The sequence below is a fragment of the Sporosarcina sp. Y1009 genome, assembly GCF_057669865.1.
Genome location: NZ_JBYHFO010000001.1, coordinates 390,513 through 413,119, shown reverse-complemented (window position 1 = coordinate 413,119; position 22,607 = coordinate 390,513). Strand labels below are relative to the sequence as shown.

19 protein-coding genes and 1 pseudogene are annotated in these 22,607 nt (G+C 36.9%); 17 read left to right on the top strand and 3 right to left on the bottom strand.

The annotated features are described in order from the left end of the window. Positions 1-145 precede the first annotated feature (145 nt). On the bottom strand, positions 146-640 hold the full coding sequence (locus tag AC25Y1_RS01955; protein WP_488146248.1) for a helix-turn-helix domain-containing protein: 495 nt from the start codon (positions 638-640) through the stop codon (positions 146-148). A 569-nt stretch (positions 641-1,209) separates the two neighbouring features. Between AC25Y1_RS01955 and AC25Y1_RS01950 the strand changes: the two genes are divergently transcribed. The 3 genes from AC25Y1_RS01950 (at position 1,210) to AC25Y1_RS01940 (ending at position 3,415) form a co-directional block, all read left to right on the top strand. Further along, positions 1,210-2,172: a DUF2268 domain-containing putative Zn-dependent protease gene (locus AC25Y1_RS01950; RefSeq protein ID WP_488146247.1), complete on the top strand. Its 963-nt coding sequence runs from the start codon at positions 1,210-1,212 to the stop codon at positions 2,170-2,172. A 381-nt stretch (positions 2,173-2,553) separates the two neighbouring features. Next, complete coding sequence (locus tag AC25Y1_RS01945; RefSeq protein ID WP_488146246.1) at positions 2,554-2,988, top strand: hypothetical protein; 435 nt, start codon at positions 2,554-2,556, stop codon at positions 2,986-2,988. 214 nt (positions 2,989-3,202) lie between these two features. Continuing rightward, the gene (locus tag AC25Y1_RS01940; protein WP_488146245.1) at positions 3,203-3,415 is read left to right on the top strand and encodes a hypothetical protein; all 213 of its coding nucleotides are present in this window, start codon (positions 3,203-3,205) and stop codon (positions 3,413-3,415) included. Positions 3,416-3,608: 193 nt separating this feature from the next. Here AC25Y1_RS01940 and pulA read toward each other — a convergent pair whose 3' ends face one another. Beyond that, the gene (pulA, locus tag AC25Y1_RS01935; protein ID WP_488146244.1) at positions 3,609-5,765 is read right to left on the bottom strand and encodes a type I pullulanase; all 2,157 of its coding nucleotides are present in this window, start codon (positions 5,763-5,765) and stop codon (positions 3,609-3,611) included. 407 nt (positions 5,766-6,172) lie between these two features. On the opposite strand from pulA, the gene glgB reads away from it, so the two are divergent. From glgB to AC25Y1_RS01885, 10 genes are all read left to right on the top strand, one after another. Next, a complete protein-coding gene (gene glgB, locus AC25Y1_RS01930; protein ID WP_488146243.1) occupies positions 6,173-8,125 on the top strand; it encodes a 1,4-alpha-glucan branching protein GlgB in 1,953 nt (650 codons plus the stop codon). Beyond that, entirely contained in the window at positions 8,122-9,270 is a 1,149-nt protein-coding gene (locus tag AC25Y1_RS01925; protein WP_488146242.1) for a glucose-1-phosphate adenylyltransferase, read from the top strand. The genes glgB and AC25Y1_RS01925 overlap by 4 nt, the downstream gene beginning before the upstream one ends. A gap of 12 nt (positions 9,271-9,282) precedes the next feature. Then, a complete protein-coding gene (gene glgD / locus AC25Y1_RS01920) occupies positions 9,283-10,392 on the top strand; it encodes a glucose-1-phosphate adenylyltransferase subunit GlgD (RefSeq protein ID WP_488146241.1) in 1,110 nt (369 codons plus the stop codon). A gap of 33 nt (positions 10,393-10,425) precedes the next feature. Further along, positions 10,426-11,889, top strand: a complete 1,464-nt coding sequence (locus tag AC25Y1_RS01915) for a glycogen synthase (RefSeq protein ID WP_488146240.1) — start codon at positions 10,426-10,428, stop codon at positions 11,887-11,889. 14 nt (positions 11,890-11,903) lie between these two features. Further along, positions 11,904-14,327, top strand: a complete 2,424-nt coding sequence (locus AC25Y1_RS01910) for a glycogen/starch/alpha-glucan phosphorylase (RefSeq protein ID WP_488146239.1) — start codon at positions 11,904-11,906, stop codon at positions 14,325-14,327. A 365-nt stretch (positions 14,328-14,692) separates the two neighbouring features. Continuing rightward, positions 14,693-15,184, top strand: coding sequence for an LURP-one-related/scramblase family protein (locus tag AC25Y1_RS01905; protein ID WP_488146238.1), 492 nt, complete (start codon positions 14,693-14,695; stop codon positions 15,182-15,184). Positions 15,185-15,292: 108 nt separating this feature from the next. Beyond that, complete coding sequence (locus AC25Y1_RS01900) at positions 15,293-15,439, top strand: hypothetical protein (protein ID WP_488146237.1); 147 nt, start codon at positions 15,293-15,295, stop codon at positions 15,437-15,439. A 234-nt stretch (positions 15,440-15,673) separates the two neighbouring features. After that, the gene (locus AC25Y1_RS01895) at positions 15,674-16,045 is read left to right on the top strand and encodes a GntR family transcriptional regulator (RefSeq protein WP_488146236.1); all 372 of its coding nucleotides are present in this window, start codon (positions 15,674-15,676) and stop codon (positions 16,043-16,045) included. Further along, positions 16,032-16,892, top strand: a complete 861-nt coding sequence (locus AC25Y1_RS01890; protein WP_488146235.1) for an ATP-binding cassette domain-containing protein — start codon at positions 16,032-16,034, stop codon at positions 16,890-16,892. Before AC25Y1_RS01895 ends, AC25Y1_RS01890 begins: the two co-directional genes overlap by 14 nt. A gap of 10 nt (positions 16,893-16,902) precedes the next feature. Further along, positions 16,903-17,583, top strand: coding sequence for a hypothetical protein (locus AC25Y1_RS01885; protein WP_488146234.1), 681 nt, complete (start codon positions 16,903-16,905; stop codon positions 17,581-17,583). Positions 17,584-18,009: 426 nt separating this feature from the next. Here the strand turns inward: AC25Y1_RS01885 and AC25Y1_RS01880 are convergent. Beyond that, a pseudogene (locus tag AC25Y1_RS01880) lies at positions 18,010-18,376 on the bottom strand (ATP-binding protein); the annotation flags it as partial. Positions 18,377-19,041: 665 nt separating this feature from the next. Here AC25Y1_RS01880 and AC25Y1_RS01875 point away from each other — a divergent pair. From AC25Y1_RS01875 to dctP, 4 genes are all read left to right on the top strand, one after another. Beyond that, complete coding sequence (locus tag AC25Y1_RS01875; RefSeq protein ID WP_488146233.1) at positions 19,042-19,560, top strand: cupin domain-containing protein; 519 nt, start codon at positions 19,042-19,044, stop codon at positions 19,558-19,560. A 241-nt stretch (positions 19,561-19,801) separates the two neighbouring features. Next, positions 19,802-20,296 carry a DinB family protein gene (locus AC25Y1_RS01870; RefSeq protein WP_488146232.1) on the top strand — a complete coding sequence of 165 codons (495 nt, stop codon included), beginning with the start codon at positions 19,802-19,804 and terminating at the stop codon, positions 20,294-20,296. A gap of 20 nt (positions 20,297-20,316) precedes the next feature. Then, positions 20,317-20,835 carry a cupin domain-containing protein gene (locus AC25Y1_RS01865; protein WP_488146231.1) on the top strand — a complete coding sequence of 173 codons (519 nt, stop codon included), beginning with the start codon at positions 20,317-20,319 and terminating at the stop codon, positions 20,833-20,835. Between the two features lie 502 nt (positions 20,836-21,337). Next, entirely contained in the window at positions 21,338-22,357 is a 1,020-nt protein-coding gene (gene dctP / locus AC25Y1_RS01860; protein WP_488146230.1) for a TRAP transporter substrate-binding protein DctP, read from the top strand. Positions 22,358-22,607 lie beyond the last annotated feature (250 nt).

Below are 22,607 nucleotides of genomic sequence, written 5' to 3'. Positions count from 1 at the left end.
TGACAACACTCAAACAATTCACAACAACTGCATAAGGCGAGAAATAGGATATCGACTAAGGAACGATTTGTCGATATCCTATTTGTATTTCTATTCAAATTAATGAATTGTCATAATTCAACTTTGCACTTTCTCATCCATCTTTCTATTCTTCCGCATTTCTCCTAAAGTCGGATGGTGCGTGTCCCGTATGCTTTTTAAACACTCGTCCAAAGTAGGATGCGTCGCCATAGCCGACCATCCAAGCGATTTCGTCAATCGGCAAGTTTTCTGTTTTTAGAAGTTGCTTCGCCTGTGTCGTGCGTAGGTTTTGTTGGTATTCTGTAATTGTCATACCTGTTTCGCTTTTAAATTTTCTTGATAAATTCCCAGGATGGGTATGGCAATGGGCAGCGAGTTCCTGAGTATTAATTTGTTGATCGTAATGACTTATAATATGTTCGATTGCACGTTGTGTCATGTATGAATATTTTTTTAATGATGCTGCTTTTACTAAATCACAATATTCGCCAATCATCCGATCTTGGATTTGCTGGATCGCGGCGACGTTTTCTCCGTTTTCGATTTCATAGGCGAATTTTTCAGCGATTTGATGAATTAAAATGATTTCAGGTACCTGTGCGGGACAGTATTCGGACAATACACAAAAATTGCATAAATATAGAATAGGAATACCGACTATATAAGACTTTGTCGATATCTTTTTGAGTTTTTATCCGTAAACGATGAATATTCTTAATTGCACCTTACACAGGTACCTTTCACTAATTTTAGGTGCCCGTGCTAGAAACATTCAGTTTGTTAACACAATTCCACAATATGATAAGAGGATACCGAAAGTAAAGGCTTAGTCGATATTCCCTTATTTTATGTTAACAAGGTATATAATGGCGGTATTTACTGAGAAAAGACAGACATTACATTTGTTTATGGCATGATAGAAATGTAGTAAACGGCAGGTAATTTATGTATGTGAAAAATCCACTTGCCAACATATTTCGATAATTAATGCATCTTTATCTGGGTAAAGAGTTGACCTAATACCAAGTTTTTCGTAATATTGTTTTAAAAGATGGCAATAAACTTATTTAGAAGAATAACGGTCTAAAATCACCTAATATTTAATTATTTATAAGTAAAGACATATTTTAATATATTTAAAGTTTAAATGGGATTAAATTAGACAGTATAAACGATTGGAGAGAGTAAATGAAACAAATAATTAAGTTGTTGATTATTCTGCTATCGGTAATTTTCACCTTTGCTTGCTCTAATGACACAAAACAAATAAAAGGAGGAATTGATCAAGTTTCTGTTCAAAGCACATACAATGGACAAGAAATTGAAGTTATTTACTTTTTTGAAGAAATGCTTAACTACACAAAGTTAAAGAGCGAAAACCCTACACTTGATAATGAGGATACATTTACAAAAGCTGTATTAATGCCATTCCAGGATAAATCTTCTATAGACTATTATAATTTAGAAGACTTTTTGAAACCAACTAACAAATTAAAGGAATTAGAAGAAAATACAAATGAATTACTTGAAAATGCAAAAGAAATTAGTCGTTGGATAGAAGAGGCAATAGTGGAATCAATTGAAATATTACCGGGCGGAGATACAACGTTTTATGTATTTCCAATTATCCCAGACGATTGGTTTTCCATTATTAATATGAAAGGAGTCAGTGGGGCTAGCTTTTTTGATAATAAAGTTATTCTTATGCTGGATCCATCTTTTGAAGAAGAAATGTTAAAGTATGCGGTGGCCCACGAATATAATCATACCGTTCATATGTCACATAACGGAACCCAAGGTATTTCAACTATATTAGATAGAATAATTACTGAAGGAAAAGCGGACAATTTTGCCAAGACTTTATATCCCGCAGTGACCGTTCCCTGGACAGTCCAATTATCAGAAAATGAAGAGACTGCGATCTTAGAAAAATTAAATAAAATCCATGATTCAACAAATTACGAGGATTACGATGACTTTTTATATGATAATTCAACCATAGCAATTCCCATGTGGGCAGATTACAAAATAGGTTATAAAATTACTGAAAGTTTCATTAACAAAAATCCTAATACTCTAATACCAGAGTGGACAAAAATGGATGCAAAGGAATTAGTAAAGAAAAGTGATTATAGTAATTTATTGGAATGAATCTTGATGTTATCTTAAGTAAAGTTTTTACTTAAATAAAGTATATTTATGATTTCAATAATCACTAATAGTGTTTTAGGTATCTTGTTCAAGGAACTAAGTGAATTTAACACAATTTCATAATATGATAAGGGGGTATCGACTGTATAAAGACTTAGTCGGTATTCCCTTATTTTTTTATCCCAAGTCATCTAGATAAAAACTGATTGAAAATAACCCTTGACTACTTGCTGATTTGTTATATAAGTTTCAGGTACCTGTGCGGGACACTATTCCGGCAATACACTAGCGAGACACGTTTCTAATGAAAAGCTCCCGAACACTGGTCAGGAATATTCGATAATCAACACTTTAAATTTACATGATTCCTATCATCATAAAGTGACTGCTGATTTAAAGCAAGGTGATTTAAATCAAATATATAAAGAGGAAGTAATTGATCCTATTTATGATCAATGCTTTGCGGATGGTGAGTATGAGTATATGGCAGAGTTTTTACTAGAAAATGCATCAAAAAACAAATCAGGATTATTGAAAATTATTAATGAAACAGACAATAAGGAGCTTGATAATAATATAATCGAATCTTTAATCAACTCTTCGAATTATCTTTCGACAAATGCGAAAACTACAGTTTGTATTTTTCCTAAAGCGGTTAAAGATGTTCCTTTAATGATTACAGTAGGTGCTGGAAAAATATTAGTCTTATATAATAATGAGTATTCAGGGGAAGGGGACTCTCCCACGGTCTTAGATAACCTGAATTTCAGGTACCTGTGCGGGACAGTATTCGGACAATACACAACAATTGCATAAATGCAGAATGGGAATACCGACTATATAACACTTTGTCGATATCTTTTTGAGTTTTTATCCGAAAACGATGAATATTCTTAATTGAACCTTACACAGGTACCTTTCACTATTTCGATAGTTTGGCATAGATACCTATTTACGAGGTTCTAAATCCCCTTCAATATCATAAAATGAATGGATTCGGCGTTCAGAATATGAATAAGGGGACTAGAATATGTATTCCATTCATTTTTATGAAGGTAACACCTATCTATTAAACAAGGCATTAAGAATCATACCTTCCGTCAATGAAAGTGTAAGAATAAAAGGACGTAACGGAATAGTGATCAAGGTTCAGGAGATGGCGGAAAACAAACATTACGTATTTGTCGAGTTAGAAAAACTAGTGGATAAAAACAAACTAGATTTAAAAAAGAAGAAAAGATGATAAATTTCATAATATACCGAAAAGCCAGCGAAAAAAATACTATCGGTGGCTTTTTATTTCACCTTTATTAATGCATCTTTGCAAGACGCTGTTTGACAAAGCACAACAATTGGATAAAATGCGTTGAGGATATCGACTATATATAGCTTTGCCGTATAAGAAAACGAATTTTAGGTACCTTTTTGAGTCCAAACTACCAAATTATTTTTGCCTCTTGAAGTGCGGAATCACGCGGATTCAATGGCCTTTTTAAAACAATTAATTCATAAGGGTTAATATGTGTAAACTCTCCAGTAATGCCCTCGCTATTTGTCTGTCCTGCTACATGATTGGTTGCAAGTACTTGCCATTTACCTGATGAAGGTAAGTGGAGTTGCTGATGTGAATTGGTTGGATTTATATAAATCGCAAAGTCATCGTTGTCTCCAAAGAGTGTAAAGCCGAAAACAGTCGCAGGTGTATCTAAAACTTGGAATCGTTCTTCAATCTCCTGCTTAGAGCGGAGGCGGAAGATGCGATACTTTTTTCTTATTGCTATGAGTTTTTTTATGAATTCTATATTCTCATCTCCCACTTCCCGCATCTTCCAGTCTAATTGGTTGATGTGGTCCCCGGAAATATAGCTGTTCTCATCACCTTGCTTGCTTCTAAACCATTCTTGACCCGCATGAAGAAAGGGTACGCCTTGACTTAATAAGGTGATCCCGGTAGCTAGTTGATGCATTTTCTTCCTTTCGTCTACACTAGATTGTGCATTGGTAAGTTGAAGCCGATCCCAAAGTGTATGGTTATCATGACATTCTACATAATTTATGGTCTGGTTTATTTCGGAAACAAAGGGAGGCCCGAATTTATCTAAAACAGATCCTGAAACGAGATGTGGTAACCGTTCGATAAATCGGCCATTTCCATTTATATAACCTCTATCGGCCGTGTCAAATAAATTTCCCTTTACCGAATCCCTGAAATAATCATTAAAGAAGCGGATGTTCTCCAATTGGCTTGAGTTAAAGGAAGTAGCCTTCATTTCGGAAGGCAAGGCAGTGGATAGATCCCATCCTTCTCCTAGCAGCATAATTGGTGTTGCTTCTCGTGCGCAACGGTCGCGAATTTTCCTAATTGTTTCTATGTCCATCGCACCCATTAGGTCAAAACGAAAGCCATCCACGCGGTATTCTGTAAGCCAAAAGTCTATCGTATCCAAAATGAACTTTTGTGCCATTTTCCGTTCTGTCGCAAAATCATTGCCTACCCCAGTACCATTGCTTAAATTTCCATCATTATGATAGCGGAAATAATAGCCTGGAACTAATTTTTCAAATGCAGATTCCTCCATTACAAACACATGATTATATACGACGTCGAGAATGACGGATAGGCCAATTTGATGAAATGACTGAATCATTTCTTTGCATTCTTTTATTCGAGAGATAGGATTTTCAGGGGCGGTGGCATAACTTCCTTCTGGTACTTGAAAATAGAGTGGATCATAGCCCCAATTATAATCTTTTTCCGATTGCAGCTCGTTCACGCGGGCGAAATCATTAATTGGCAGAATCTGTACGTGGGTGCAACCAAGTTCCTTTATATAGGAAATCCCTGTTGAATAGCCATTTTCCGTAGCTGTATTTGTTTCGGTCAACCCTAAAAATTTCCCTTTGTTTTGAATTCCACCTGCTTTTTGACTAGTTGCGTCTCTGACATGCAGTTCATAAATGATTGCATCTTGTAAATGTTGCAGTTTGGGTCTTATATTTTCGTCGAAACTGGGTGGATTGGTCTTTGCTAGATCGACGACAACACTTTTCTCGCTGTTGGCAAGCAATGCTTTCGAGTAAGGATCGTTCACGCGAGTGGTTTGTCCATTGACAGTCACTTCGTATTGATAAGGAAACTCGTGCCAATTCCCGGAAATCTGACTGGTCCAAATCCCATTTTCTCCACGTTCTAGTGCATATAGTTGATGGTCAAGACAGAGCTTTACACACATTGCAGTTGGCGCCCATACAGAAAAAGTGGTAGCTGTTTCTTTATAGACAGCACCTAATTCGGTATCCAAGCTGGAATACCGTTGTTCAAACCAATCCGTTCGAACGATTGCGCGCGGATAGATAGGTACACGCAGTTTCCCCCAATTTAAAACTAGATCTTCTCCCATTGGTAGTTCGTCCACAAAGGTCATACGTACAGTAGTAAAGTCGATTGCCTGATCGAGTTTTACAGGAAAGTACGTATCCATTGCCTCCCAGTAAACAATAGGTGGATTTGCTTCTTTCATGATTGTGGCTATATTTGGAACTTTTACCGTTAAAACAAATACGTCATCTATCCACGCCGCAAGATTCTTCATAATATAACACCCCATCTATGCAATTCTTCTAATTAGTATATGATTCTATCGTTGTTTTTGGAAGTTGTCAGGTTTTTAAGTCGTTTTGTCTAACTGACTTTTTAAAATAAAGCAATAATGTCGAAGAATGTAGTATTTTGTTCAGAGTATTCTGAACAAATATTAGTTTAAGTGTTGTATACTAAATTAGAAATAGAGTAATAAGTAAAAACTTTTATTATTCCACATAAAGACAAGGTACTACTTCCTCTCGTCGCTGATTGAAAGTATGGATAATTTGCTTGTCTTTTAAACTGATGTATTGAATATAAAATAGTTTATTGATGATTGATTACTTAATAGAGTTACTACCGTTATGCTTTTTTCGTCGAATAAAATTGCAGGTTGCATCATGAGGGGGCAGACTTATGGATTATTATATTTCTGAAGAAGATCTATTTTTATTTCATCAAGGCACGAATTATTATAGTCAGAAATTGTTGGGGTGCCATCTCATCGAATGGAAAGGAAAAGCTGGCTATCGCTTTGGGGTGTGGGCACCTAACGCTAGTGGCATTCACGTTGTGGGTGACTTTAACCTATGGAAAGGAAATCGACATGCGTTAAAACGGATAACAGAGGCTGGACTTTGGGTCGGTTTTTTTACGGATATCAGTGAAAACACCTCCTATAAATATGAAGTTCATTCACAAAATGGCAAGGTGGTTTTAAAAGCAGACCCATACGCACTTGAATCCGAGATTCGACCAGCTACTGCATCTGTTACGCCAACTGTTTCTACTTATGAATGGAAGGACCAGGAATGGCAGAAAAGAAAACAAATGCTAGACCCCTATGCAGCACCAATCTCCATCTATGAAGTACATCTAGGATCGTGGAAGACCAAAAAAAGCAAGCAATTGGAAGAATGGGAGACAAAAGACGCAAGCGAATTTTACACCTACCTGGAACTAGCGGAGTCTTTGGTTCCTTATGTCAAATCGCTCGGCTACACGCATATAGAACTTATGCCACTGGCTGAACATCCATACGATCCGTCATGGGGTTATCAAATCACTGGATACTTTTCGGTCACATCGCGCTTCGGGTCACGAGATGACTTTAAATATTTCGTAGACCAATGTCATCAGCATGATTTAGGCGTGATTATGGATTGGGTACCAGGTCATTTCTGTAAGGACGATTTTGGACTTCGTCAATTTGATGGACAAGCATTGTATGAATATAGCGATCCACGTAAGGCAGATAAAAAATCGTGGGGAACATTAACCTTCGATTTTGGACGGCCAGAGGTGCAAAGTTTTTTAATTTCGAATGCTCTTTTCTGGGCGGAGGAATACCACATTGACGGGATTCGGGTCGATGCGGTGGCCAGTATGATTTACCTTAACTTTGACAAAGCAGACGGTGAAGAGAAAATCTATAACAGTTATGGGGAAGACGAAAACTTGGAAGCCATCGCGTTTATTAAGAAATTAAATGAAGTAATGCACTTCTATAATCCGAGTGTACTCATGATTGCTGAGGATAGTTCGGATTTACCGTTAATAACGGCGCCAACATATAGTGGCGGACTTGGCTTTGACTTTAAATGGAATATGGGTTGGATGAACGACATGCTGAAATATATGGCGTGCGATCCGATTCATCGTAAATGGCATCATAACTTACTTACTTTCTCATTTATGTATACCTATTCAGAGAAATTTCTATTGCCATTATCACATGATGAGGTGGTTCATGGTAAAAAATCTTTGTTAAATAAAATGCCCGGAGACCAATGGCAGAAATTCGCCAACTTGAGATTACTCTACGGCTATATGATGACCCATCCCGGTAAAAAGTTATTATTTATGGGGGGGGAATTAGGACAATATGCTGAATGGAAAGATCGGGAGGAACTTGATTGGCATTTGTTGGAGTATCCGCTCCACCAAGAGATAAAAAAGTATGTAAAGGTACTAAATCAATTTTATCAAGCATACCCTGAGCTTTATGAGTTGGATCATAACCCGGAAGGATTTAAGTGGATCGATCCGCATAATGTAGAACAAAGTATTATAGCATTCCAAAGGTTTAGTGCTAGTAAGAAAGATTCGTTAATTGTCGTATGTAATTTCACGCCAACTGTTTGTTATGACTATAAAATTGGTGTGCTGGAACCTGGAATTTATAAAGAAGTTTTCAATTCAGACGCAGCAATGTTTGGAGGATCAGGTCAGCTAAATGGCGAAGAGCATTTCACGTTCCCAGAGAAATGGCATAATGCAGACCAACATATAAAAATAAAAGTACCCCCTTTAGCAATTGCTATTTTCAAACGTGAGAAAACGATTCATTATAAGGAGGCTAATCTATGAAGAATTGTGTAGGGATGCTGTTAGCTGGTGGGGAAGGTAAAAGGTTAGGGTTATTAACGAAAGATCTTGCAAAACCGGCGGTACCTTTTGGCGGAAAGTATCGTATTATTGATTTTGCATTAAGCAATTGCGCGAATTCCAGTTTACAAAGGGTAGGTGTTATGACGCAATATTCACCACTCGAATTAAATAAACATATTGGAAATGGTGGCCCATGGGGAATGGGCGGTCTTAATAGCGGTATGCAGGTTTTGTCCCCTTATACCGCACAAGATGGCGGAGATTGGTATGCAGGTACGGCTGATGCCATTTTTCAAAACATGCATTATATCGAGAGTTATGACCCGGAATATGTAATTGTAATTTCTGGCGATCATATTTATCAAATGGATTACACAAAGCTTCTCCAGCAACATAAGGAAACGGGTGCGGATGCGACGATTTCTGTTAAACCAGTACCTTGGGAAGAAGCATCTCGGTTTGGCATTCTTAATACAGAAGAGGACTTGCAAATTTATGAGTTCGATGAAAAACCTAAAAAACCAAAGAGTAATTTAGCCTCCATGGGAATCTATATATTTAATTGGTCAACTTTAAAATCTTATTTACTGGATGATGCAGCGAATGAACAGTCCAGTCATGATTTTGGAAATGATATCATTCCAGCCATGTTGGATGATGGTTTGAAACTGTATGCCTATCTTTTTGAATCGTACTGGAAAGATGTTGGAACGATTGAAAGCTATTGGGAAGCGAATATGGATTTACTAGACGAGGATTTGCAGTTTCTCTTAAATGATAAGGACTGGAGGATTTATTCGAATGAGTCGAATATCCCCCCGCAGTATATTGGTGAAACCGCAGTTGTGAAACATTCACTTATTAACTCTGGCTGCTGGATAGACGGCACAGTGGATAATACGATTGTATTCGAGAATGTATCAATCGAAAAAAATAGCATTGTATCCCAGTCCATTTTACACCCTGGTGTTAAAGTTGGCCGAAATGTTGTTTTAGAAAGAGTGATTGTGATGGAGGACACTGATATACCAGATGGAACCCGTATTCAAGTTGAGGCGGATGAGGAACCACTCGTGATCAATCAAGAATCAATAACGAATCTATTAGTATCAGCAAAAGTCTAAGGGGGCAGACAGATGGAAACCATGATGGGTTTGATTAATTTAGAGCATGAGCACCACTTTTTTCACGAATTAACTTATTTTCGCTCGGGTGCTTCTATCCCGTTTGCAGGAAGGTATCGTTTAATTGATTTCCCTCTTTCCAATATGGGAGATTCGGGTGTTGAAGAAATAGCTGTATTCACTTCCAGTAAATATCGTTCTTTAATGGATCATTTAGAAACAGGGGAAAATTGGGGGTTGGACAGACAAAATGGCGGTTTGTTTATCTTACCGCCAGATTGGAATGACCCGTCTGACATTTCAAAGGGTGACTTGCGATTTTTCCATAATAACCGTGATTATTTTAATCGTGGTAAATCAGCCTATGTTCTAGTAAGCGGAGGGCAGTATATTTCTAATACAGAGTATTCGGATGCATTTAAGTTCCATCTTGAGCGGAAAGCAGATATCACGCTTGTGTCGACGCAACAAAAATCATTAAATGCGGAACACGAATCCTGCTATCGAATTGAGAAGGACGGGGCAGGCTGGGTTACGAAAATAACGAATGATTTGAACAATCACGAACTATTTACAGGCGTGTACATTATTAATAAGGATTTATTAATGTCACTGGTGGACCAATGTATCGCCCACAATGAAAATCACTTTTTCGTGCATGGCATAAAGGATAGACTTGCCAATTTTAAAGTGCAAACTTATGAAAATAAAGCATATGGCGTATTTGTAAACTCGATTGAAAGTTATTACAGACATAATATGAATTTATTGAATGAAGACAATTACCGCGCATTATTTTATAAACAACCATTCATCCGGACAAAAATAGGCAATCAACCACCAACGAAATACCGAGCTGGCGCGAAAGTTAGAAAATCGATTCTAGGGAATGGTTGTCAAATCGATGGGGATGTAGAAGGTAGTATATTATTTCGAGGGGTATCTGTAGAAGCAGGTGCCACTATTAAAAACTCCATTATCATGCAACGTTGCAAAATTGAAGCGGGTGTTTATTTGGAAAATGTCATTTTGGATAAAGATGTACATGTTACAGCAAATCAAAAATTAATCGGATCTACAGAAAAGCCATATGTCGTCGCAAAAAGTAAAACTTTACGATAGACGCTTCGGGCTACGATAAAGGAGAGATCAACAATGGAAAATATATTATTTGTCGCATCAGAGTGTACACCCTTTGTTAAAACAGGTGGACTTGCGGATGTAATCGGGTCTCTCCCGCAAGCATTGCAAACGACTGAAAAGGTCGATGTACGTGTAATTTTACCGCTTTATGATGAAATCGAAGGGGAATGGCATGAACAAATGACATACCATTCCTCTTTTAACGTGGAATTTGGCTGGCGTAATCAGGAAGTGCGTATTTATACGTTAACCCACCAAAATATTATGTATTATTTTGTTGCGAATGAGTTTTATTTCACGCGAAAAGGAATATATGGCTACTATGATGATGGGGAGCGGTTTGTCTTTTTTAGCCATGCGGTGATAGAGGCACTCCATCATCTAGACTTTAAGCCGGATATCTTGCATGCACATGATTGGCAAGCAGGAATCGCTGTTGCACTTGCTAAAATTAAACAGCCGGTTGAGCATATGAAAACTGTGTTTACCATCCACAACATTAAATACCAAGGTCTCATGAAACTTGATACCTATGGGGACTTCTTCCAGTTACCAGAAGAACATATTGCCGGAATGGAATGGAACGGAATGTTAAATTGCCTGAAAAGCGCACTGTTCCATGCAGATAAAATCACGACAGTTAGCCCGACTTATGCGGAAGAAATCAAAGACCCCTACTTTAGTGAGGGGCTCGAATCGATATTGGTAGAACGAGAAAAAGATTTGGTCGGTATATTAAATGGGATTGATACAAAAGAGTATAATCCATTATCAGATCCAGCCGTTCCTGTTCCTTTTCGTTCTTCAAGAAATAAAAAGAAAGAAAACAAATTAATATTGCAGGAGAAAGTAGGCTTGCCAATTGACGGGGATAAGCCGCTTTATACAATCATTACCCGGCTCGTTGAACAGAAAGGATTGCATCTAGTGGAGCATATTTTAGATGCGTTTCTTGAAAATGATGTTCAATTAATTATTTTAGGGACTGGAGAACCAGAATTTGAACACTTCTTTAGGGAAGCTGTTCACCGCCATCCGACTAAATTAGTGACCATGCTGACATTCGATGAGGCGTTGGCCCGTCAGTTATATGCAGCGTCCGACTTTTTTATTATGCCATCCCTGTTTGAACCTTGTGGCTTGGCTCAGCTTATTGCGTTACAGTATAAATCCGTACCGATTGTTCGTGAAACCGGGGGTCTAAAAGATACCGTTCATGCCTTTAATGAGTCAACGGGTGAAGGAAATGGGTTCAGTTTTACGAATTATAATGCACATGAACTACTGACAGTTTTGAACTACTCATTAACAATATTTCATCAGCCCGAGCAGTGGCTGAAGCTAAGTCAGAATGTGAATAAAAGTCGATTTAGCTGGAAAGAATCAGCACAAGAATATACAACGCTTTACGGAAAATTAATGGAGAGTAGATTTGAAATTTCAGGTACAAGAAATTTAACCGATTATGCGCGATAAGGGAGAGAAGTTTTTTGCCTGAGCTAACAGTTGATGAGTTTATTGATAAAATGGGCCATAAATTAAAAAAAGAAACAGGAAAAAATCTACAGGATGCCCGTAATAGCGATATTTATTATGTAATTGCGGCGATTGTCAATGAAGAAATTTTGCCACAATGGGAAGCGACAAAAAAGAAGTATGAAGAAAAAATGAATAAACAGGTTTACTATTTATCTATGGAGTTTTTAATTGGCAGTTTACTCAAAAGCAATTTGCTTAATTGTGGGATGCTCGATATTTCAAATCAAGCCCTTCAAAAACTCGGTTTCAGTCCAGAAGAAGTATATGGACAGGAGCATGATGCTGGTTTAGGAAACGGTGGATTAGGCCGCTTAGCAGCATGTTTCCTTGATTCGTTAGCTTCCCTGAAATATGCTGGCCATGGTTTTGGGATCCGATACCGATATGGCTTATTTGAGCAGCGAATTATTCATGGAAATCAGATTGAGCTACCTGATAATTGGTTAAAGAACCCATATCCATGGGAAACTAGGCGGGCCGATGAAGCGGTTAGTATCGATTTTTGTGGGGACGTCAGCATGTTTCAAAAATCAGATGGCAATCTTGAATTTAAATATGAAAACACGGACAAAGTAATGGCTGTTCCGTATGATATTCCCATTATTGGTTATCGAAATGGCGCAACGAATACACTAAGACTTTGGAGTGCTGAACCGGTAAATGCACATGAAGGCTTCGCAGATGAGAGTTCAACCTATTACCACGAACTGGATCATCAGCATTCAATTGAACAAATTTCTGGTTACCTCTATCCGGATGATTCCCAATACGAGGGGAAAGAGCTACGCTTAAAGCAACAATACTTTCTAGTTTCTGCTAGTTTGCAACAAATCATAAAAACCTACCAGCAAAATAATCAAAAGTCACTAAAGCACTTAGCTGAAAAAGTTGTCATGCAAATAAATGATACACATCCAACTTTAGCGATCCCAGAACTGATGCGAATTTTGCTGGACGAAGCTAAATTCAGTTGGGATAATGCTTGGGAGGTAACGACAAAAGTCATCGCATACACAAATCATACGACATTAAGTGAAGCATTTGAAAAATGGCCAGTTGAGATGATGAAACAGCTACTGCCAAGAATTTATATGATTATCGATGAAATAAATGAACGATTTTGTAAAGGAATTTGGTTTGATCATAAGGAGCTAAGAGAGGATATTCCGGAGCTAGCAGTTATTGCTGATGGGCAAATTCATATGGCGCGTCTAGCGATTGTAGGTAGTTTCAGTGTAAATGGTGTAGCCAAATTACATACGGAAATATTGAAAAAACAGGAAATGAAACTCTTTTATTCACTTTACCCTGAACGTTTTAATAATAAGACGAATGGAATTACCCACCGTCGCTGGCTGCTACAGGCGAATCCCAAACTATCAGCACTAATCACGGAATCGATTGGTTCACAATGGATTCAGCGTCCAAACCAGCTCATCAACCTTTTAAAGTATTCGAGCGATCGGCCTTTTTTAGAGAAGGTCAATCAAGTTAAACTTGAAAATAAGCAGATTTTGGCTAAGATCATCCATGACCGTACAGGTATTTTAGTGGATGATCAATCGATTTTTGATGTACAAGTAAAACGATTACATGAATATAAGCGGCAATTGCTGAAGGTTTTTCACATTATGTATTTATATGATCAGTTAAAAGCGAGCCCGAATATGGATATCACACCCCGAACATTTATATTCGGCGCAAAAGCGGCACCAAGTTATCACTTAGCAAAAGAGGTTATTAAACTAATTCATAAGGTCGCCACGATTATAAATAACGATCCGGATATCCGTGATAAGCTAAAAGTAGTTTTTATAGAGAATTACAACGTGAGTCTAGCAGAACGCATCATACCTGCAGCCGATGTTAGTGAACAAATTTCAACGGCGGGTAAAGAGGCATCCGGCACAGGGAATATGAAGTTGATGATGAACGGTGCACTAACCGTCGGCACATTGGATGGTGCGAATGTTGAAATTAAACAAGAAGTTGGGGATCAAAATATTTTCATCTTCGGCTTAAAATCCGATGAAGTCATACAATATAATACCCACGGCGGCTATCGTGCAATGGATCTCTATCATAGTGATGACCGTATAAGCAGGATTCTGGATCAATTAAATAATGGATTTGGCACTGATGAAATCGAATTTAAAGATATTTATTATAATATCCTTTATAACAATGATCCTTATTTTGTGTTAAAAGACTTCGAACCTTATTTGGAAATTCAAGAGCATGTGGAGCAAGTATACCGAGATAAATTTAAATGGCTCTCCATGAGCGTGACCAATATCGCTTACTCAGGCAAGTTTTCAAGCGATCGGACAATAAAGGAATATGCGACAGAGATATGGAAGGTGAAGCCGGTATAACATTTTTGAGGTACCACTGTACGAGAAAATACTTAAACAATTCACTACAATTGCATAAGACGAGAAAAGGGATATCGACTAAAGGAAGCTTTGTCGATATCCCTTTGAATTTTTATCCAAAGTCATGAATTGTCATAATTCAACTTTTCAGGTACCTTTCACTTTTACCAGATTCTTCAACCAAGGGGACTTTTGTTCGAGATGGACAATAAGTTCTACATGAATCATCATAAAAGCACCATGCAGCTTACCTTTTCCTTAATAATTTCAAAAACCTAAATTCAAAATTGAAACGTTTCTCCGACAGTACCGTATAAGAGATAACAAGTTTAACTGCAAATGGTTTTGGAATGGGAGGAGTTACAATGAGAAACCTTTATATTAAGCAAAATGTATTTAGTTTGAGTGGTAAATTTTCGGTGAAAGACGAAGAAGAGAACGAAGTGTATTTCGTGGAAGGTAGCTTCCTGCAAGTGCCGAAGACATATTCTATTGTGAATGATGCACGGAATGAAGTAGCTATGATTACGAAAAAGACATTTAGTTTCCTGCCAACCTTTTTTGTCGATGTACAAAACCAGGAAACGATGACGATTAAGAAGGAATTTTCTTTCTTAAAAGCACGCTATACAATTGATGCTGCAGGGATCACAGTACAGGGGAATTGGTGGGATATGGATTTCGAAGTTTCCCAGAACAACAAAGTTATTGGAGTGGTCAGCAAACAATGGTTCACCTGGGGCGATAGTTATCAGTTACAAATTCTAGACGATTCAATGGAACCACTTCTCGTGGCACTGGTTGTAGCGATTGACTGTGCTAAAGCTTCACAGAATGCAGCTGCCTCGTCTGGATAGCAGCGTTTCGCATAACAATTGCATAAAAAAAGGGATATCGACTAGATAATACTTTGTCGATATCCCTTTATTTATTAATACGGATTACACAAGAAGGAGATAACTTAAGTGAGATATATTAAGATTGGTCTAGCATTATTTTTCATTGGTTTGTTCTTAGTAGATGGATTTTTTATCCCGGGTTTTATTGTCCTTGGATTAGGCGTTGTTTTGATGGCTATTGGTGTTAAGAAGAGGGATAGTTTGTTACATTAACTGACGCGTGCGCGAAAAAAATTTACAAAGCCCTGCATACATGAACCCCGACAAGAAATTATTTGTCGGGGTAATTTTAGGTGCATTTTCGCCAGCTTCTTCATAGTGATTTTCATCTATTTTGTAATGTCCAGGATCAAATTAACAATATTTATCTTTGACGAAATAAGTTGCGAGGTGTATAGTTGATTACACGACTAATCAACTGAACTTTCGTTGGAAAGGAGAATTGCAATGAAAGTTAATTTAAATGATCAATCGCCAATATTTATTCAAATAGCTGACATGATAAAAGATAGCCTTGTGGAAGGCGTGATTAAAGAAGGCGAGCAGATTCCTTCTACTACAGAGTTATCGAACTTTTATCAGATTAATAGAGCGACTGCCCAAAAAGGTATTGGGATTTTAGTTGATGAGGGGATTGTTGAAAAAAGACGAGGGATTGGTGTATTCGTTATCCCGCATGCCCGCGCTAAATTAATTAATGAAAGGGTGCAAGGCTTCTCTGAAACGTATATTAAATTATTGGTTGAAGAAGCGAAACGATTAGAGATGTCTAAAGAAGAAGTAATGAAAAGGGTGGAGGAATACTATGACAATCATTGATGTACGAAATGTTAATTTTAAATATAAGGATGAGTTGATTCTAGAAAATATAACCTTCAATGAAGATCATCCTGTTATAACAGGATTATGGGGCAGAAATGGTGCAGGGAAGACAACATTAATGAAATTATTATCTGGCCAAGAGTGTGAAGTTTCGGGCAATGTCTTGGTACTGGATACGCATCCGTATAATAATAGTGCAGTTTCAAAAAAGATTAGTTATTTAAGGGAGGACCACTACTTCGGAAAAAGTTGGACTGTGAAAGATGCGTTGTATTTCGCTTCTCTTTTCAACGAAAATTGGAATCAGGAAGAAGCAGAAGCGCTAGTTGAACAATTTAAGTTACCAAGAAAAAAGAAAATTACTTCCTTCTCCAAGGGAATGCATACGATGGTCCAGCTGATCATTGGTTTAGCAAGTCATTCGAAAGTGACCATCTTTGATGAGCCAACAAACGGTTTAGATGCCCATGCACGTAAACAGTTCTTTCAGGCTTTAAAGGATTCCTATGATAATGATCCGCGCTATATTTTGATTTCTTCACACCATATTAATGAAATTGAACCACTTTGTGAAAAGCTAATGATTATATCAGACCACAGCATTAAATTTCATCAGCCAATTGAATACTTTCAAACACAAGGTGTCAGCATGATGGGGAAAATAGAAGATATAAAAAAAGTCGTTAAGCCTGAACAGATTTTAGAAACAACGCAGATAATGGGGCAATCCAAAGTGATGGCCGATGTTGCGTTAACAAAGGAACTACAAGTACGCTGTGAACAGAATCATATTCAATTAGAAAAAGCATCGATGCAAGATTTTCTTGTGAATATAACGTCCTAGGAGTGTTGACATGAACAATTTAAAAGGTCCAATTTCAATCATATTAAAAGATTTAAAACTGCAGTTTTATATTTTCACTGCGATTACACTTGTGTTAATAACCATCTATAGTATAGTTGGTTACTACGTAAATCCAGATAGTTTTACTCCCTTTATATCTGGACCAATCTACGGCATCCTGCTCATGTTACCGTTTTTTATGTTTGGCGATGCATTTAAATCTACCGTTGGACTTGGAGGTACCCGTACCAATTACTTAAACAGTCTGGTTATCAGTAATTTGTTATTTATCGTTTCGCTTATGCTTGTTCATAATGTGTTATTCCAACTCTCTGAATTCATAACGGATAAGACAATAAGTACAACGCATATTTTTCACTTTGCTAGTTTGTTCGGGGCATCCAACCCAATATCTTATTTCTGGGTGGATGTACTGCTTGGTATCTTTTTCGTTGGAACAGGTACGATTGTTTCAGCAGCTTTATACCGTTTTGGTTATATATGGATACTAGGAACCGCTTTAAGCATAAGTATTATTGGATTTCTTTGGTTTACGCTAGGAGATATGAGTGGTCTATGGAATTGGGTATGGGGAAATATGTATGTGTCACTTCATTTCTTAGGTGTGCTAGGCAGTGTATGTATCGTACTCACATATCCGATTATTAAACGGGTCACTTTGAAAATTTAATCACACGATTGCATAGAACCAGTAAGAGGATATTGACAATACAATATCCTCTTGCTGGTTTTTATTCAAAGTCGTGAATTTTCCTGATTGAACCTGGCACAGATGCTTTTATTATCACCAAACCGCCAAATTGAATATGCTGATATAAAAGATTAGGTAGGAGTGGTAAAGCGTGTATGTAAATAATCCAAATTTTAGGTACCTGTGCCAGACAGTATTCAATTAATTCAATACAATTGTATGAAATAAGAAGGGGATTACGACTATATAACACTTTGTCGATTTCTCCGTGAATTTTTATCCAAACTCTTGAATTGTCATAATTCAATCTCGCAGGTACCTTTCGCTAGTAAATGTGAAAGAAATATCTTGCTATACGATTTTCAACTTCCGATGGAATCATATAGAACCTTCTAAACCATGGCGTTATCCCATCGGAACTTCTCCATCAATCAAAATTTGATATAAATCATGTATAATTCAATCTAGGATTGCTTTTGCGATGGTGTCTCATTTCCTAATTTCAAATGTCATCCACTTGGATCAATCTGCAAACAGAAAATGGTGGAAGCGCCGTCTTGTGATGTGATTCAGTGATTTCTAATAAGATTGCTGCTTCATTTGTCGATAAATTTGTAAGTAACCACTCGTCTTGTAAGATGAGTAAATTTACTTTTGTATATTTCCTAATCAATTTGTGAAAACTTCCATATGTCGAAAACTTAGCAAGTGTAAGTTCGTCTAATAATTCCGGTAAACTTTTCTATTTAACCTCGTTAAATTGTAGGCAGGCTGGATAAGGATTAGATCATGATGAACTCGTTCGCTGGGCTATTGAAATTATTGAGGGTATTTAGAAGATAAAAAGTTTAAACAAGCAGCCATTGGGACGATAGAATTACAATGGCTGTTTATTTATTTTTCCATATAACCAGTGGCCCTTGTTCTCGCACTTACCCGCTATATCGTCCGCAAACAGTAGCTCAAAATTCCACACTGCTGGCTCATTCTGTCTGCAATACTCTCTATGGTTGTAAAAACGCATCAAGCAATCATTACCCCATCAACAAAAAAAAAAAAGTTCATCTCCATTTCTCACACGACTTTAAATAAATATCTTCCCAGGAAAGAAAGTTTCGTGGAATGCTATAAGTCAAATTATATGGCTTAAATGTGTTACTGTGAATATCTATTCAGTTTATTCAAAATTAGTAGTTGAATCTGAATCTATTGTATGTTATTCTTGGACCTAGAACTAATTAGTGAACAGAGTACACTAATAGTGTACTAGATTATCTGCTTATTAGTTTGACTTGAGAAGAAAGGGGGAAGAAGGCTGTACAAAATTGAAATAGCAAGTTTCATCACTACTTTTCGTGTATATAGAATTGAACTACGAGCTGATACAGTGAATCAGAAATTGAGAATCTTAAAATTACAAGGGAGGAAACAATTAAAATGAGTAATCAAAGAACGGATATTATTTCATATTTAGAATTTCTTAAAAGAGCCAACAAAGCAGTGGTACGGCCGGGTCTTTGGAAATGGGATGATGTTCATCCAAAGCTTATGGAATCAGTTAAAAATGAAGATTTAGGAGCTGGACGAGGTGCCGTATCTCTTGTTAACAACGATACACAAGATGGCATTGGTATCACACCAACTTTGAATGCGGTTTTTCAAGTTCTTAAACCAGGTGTGAATGACGGAGCACATCGTCATACAAATATGGCTCTTTTCTTAGTAATAGAGGGACAGGGCTATAGTATTATTGATGGAGAAAAATTGGAATGGAAAAAGGGAGACCTCTGTGTAGCGCCTGCTTGGTCAGAACATGAGCATTGTAATACTTCAGCCACAGAAGATGCGATTTTATTTACAATCCAAGATGTTCCAATGGTTTCCGCAATGGGAGTACTTTTTGTAGAAGAACCGCTTGGATCATCGCCACGCCATATAGTTAAGAAGTGCGACTAAGAAAGTAGAGGTTTCGGGTAATTACAGATATTAACTTTAATTTTACTTTGACACTATTAACTACAATATGCTCATGTTTATGTAAAAGGACAAATTAAAGGGAATATAGTACTAAGTCTAAATTTAAAATTTATAGGTCATGGCATTGTATTTATTGCAAAGTAAATCTAATTACAAAGTTTAATGAAACAGCGTTATATTAAAACATAAAATATACAATATTGAAGGCAGGTGCAAAAACATGTATAAAGATAAAAGTGAATTGATAGAATTAGTCGGTAACAATATCCAAGAAATGATTAATATTGTACAGGATTTAGAGGATGAATTATTTAGATGGAATCCAGCACCACAGGAATGGTCTATTATTCAAATCGTTTCCCATGTTGTTGAGGCAGTTCCTTATTGGATTGAGTTAGCTAAAGGAATTTTAAAGGATCCGAATATCAAAATGGAACGGACATATTTTAGTGAAAGCCGTCTATATGCATTAGCGGAAGAGAACATAAAAGGTATGTTAATAGAAGATACGATTAGCGGCCTAAAAAAGATTCCAGTATCAGTATCTGAATTACTGGAATCCTTGACGGATGAAGAGTTCCAAAAAGAACCTGTCCAATTTATTTTGGATGTGGAAATAGTAAAACATATTGAAGGTCATATACATCAAATCAAACGTAATTTGTCCAATGAAGCAAAATACAAAGCAAAAGAAGAATATAGCTTTTTAAAGTAGATGAAGGGGAGGAAGAAAAGATGAGTAATCAAAGAGCGGAGATTATTTCCTATTTAGAATTTCTTAAAAGAGCCAACAAAGCAATGGTGCGACCAGGGCTTTGGAAGTGGGAGGATGTTCATCCAAGACTTATGGAATCAGTCAAAAATGAAGATTTAGGAGCGGGACGAGGTGCAGTCTCTCTTGTTAATAACGATACACAAGATGGCGTTGGTATTACACCAACTTTGAACGCAGTTTTTCAAGTCCTTAAACCTGGTGTGAATGATGGAGCACATCGTCATACAAATATGGCCCTTTTCTTAGTAATAGAGGGGCAAGGCTATAGTATTATTGACGGAGAAAAACTGGAATGGGAAAAGGGAGACCTCTGTGTGGCACCTGCTTGGTCAGAACATGAGCATTGTAATACGTCAGACACAGAAGATGCAATTCTATTTACAATTCAGGATGTTCCAATGGTTTCCACAATGGGGGCACTTTTTGTAGAAGAGCCACTCGGTTCATCGCCTCGCCATATTGTTAAGAAAAACTACTAAAGGATAGATAAGGACTAAAAACCCTTTCGCAGTTATTTTTTTGTAGAAAATCTATTAGCTATCAATAGTTATTAGGGGGTATGATTTTGACGATTTATGGGACACCCCCTTCTTTTCCAAATTATAACAAAGTGAGTATTACTAGCTGGGGTAAAATGAATACGAGCCACTAATAATGCTCTATAATGAAGAAATAGATTACAAATCAACAATAAATGTAAGCGGATTCAGTTGTTTTTTAGTCAAGAAATAATGAGATATCATGCCGTTTAAAGAGGCAACACGGTGTATTTAGCGATTCACCGTCATGGCCTATTAAACTAAGTTAAGCATATTCAAAAATATTAGTAGGTGAAAATAGTAAACTTGTTTCTGTGGGATCCACTACTCTTAGAGGCTCTGGTAGATTTGTGGTTAAAATAATCATTTGATGAACAATTCAGTAGAATTGAAAGCTCAGTTCAAATACTTTAACGAAATAAAAATACGGAGGACACTTTATATGAAAAAAACTTGGATGAATATAACAAAAGTCTTATTAATTTCATTAAGTATGGGCATGATTATTTTGGTATCGGCCTGTTCTAGTTCGGAGAAAGAAACAAATTCCAAAAAAAGCGAAGAAAGTAATGAGAAAGTGTTTACACTTAAAGCAGCGTCAATCCTAGACGAGACTAATATATTCACAACCCCGCTTATGATATTCAAAGAGCTAGTAGAAGAAAATAGTGATGGGCGTATTGAAATAGATTTTATTGGTGGCCCAGAAGCAATTCCAGCTTTTAATCAAGGAGAAGCAATCCAAAATGGTGCTCTTGATATCTCACTAAACTTTGTCTCTTATTATGCAGAGCTGGTTCCTGAGGCACTTGCAATAAACTTTTCTGAATTAACATATGAAGAGGAACTAGAAAGGGGAAGCTGGGAATATTTAAATGAGCAACATCAAAGTATGAATGCAATCACTTTAGGAAGAGTATTCGACATTCAAGATGGCATTTATACAAAAAAGAAAGTAGAATCTACGAGTGATTTAGATGGTTTAAGAATTCGTGGCACTACAAAATACATTCCAACTCTTGAAGCTTTTGGGGCAGAAGTAATTTCAATTGAAGGCGGAGAAGTATACAGTGCATTAGAAAAAGGAATGGTTGATGGTGTTGCTTGGGCAGAAATTGGTATTACTGATATTGGTATAGCAGAAGAGCTTGACTACCAGATATTCCCTAAATTTAATAGGATTGAGAGTATATGGTTAATGAATTTAGATGCGTATAATGATCTACCTGAAGAACTTCAGAAGATTGTTGAAGAAGCAGCAAAAGAGACTTATTACCAAGCTGAAAAAGAGCTAAAAGTAGCTCTCGAAGAGGAGCAAACGGTTCTCGAAGGTCATGGAGTTGAATCTATTACATTAACTGATAGTGAAGTTTTTTTAGATAAAGCCGCTGAAGCTTCATGGAAATGGATTGAAACAAGAGTTAATGATAGCGAAGAACTTGAAAAGTATTTTAGGAAATAATCCAAAATAGTTTATTAATTATCAGTGTTGTGGTTCTATTTCTCTTTAAATAATGGCAATCACTTTTATTAAAACGAATTCTATGAGTCAATTTCATAATTACTCTTTTTGCAGCACTCTCTGCTAGAATTGTAGTCTGGCTGAAATTACCTGTATATTGTGAATCTTTTTCCCGGGCAGGTTAAGATATTTATATTATGAATAAAGCAATCTACCACTGGGAGAAGGTATGTCTATAAAATGAAGGTGA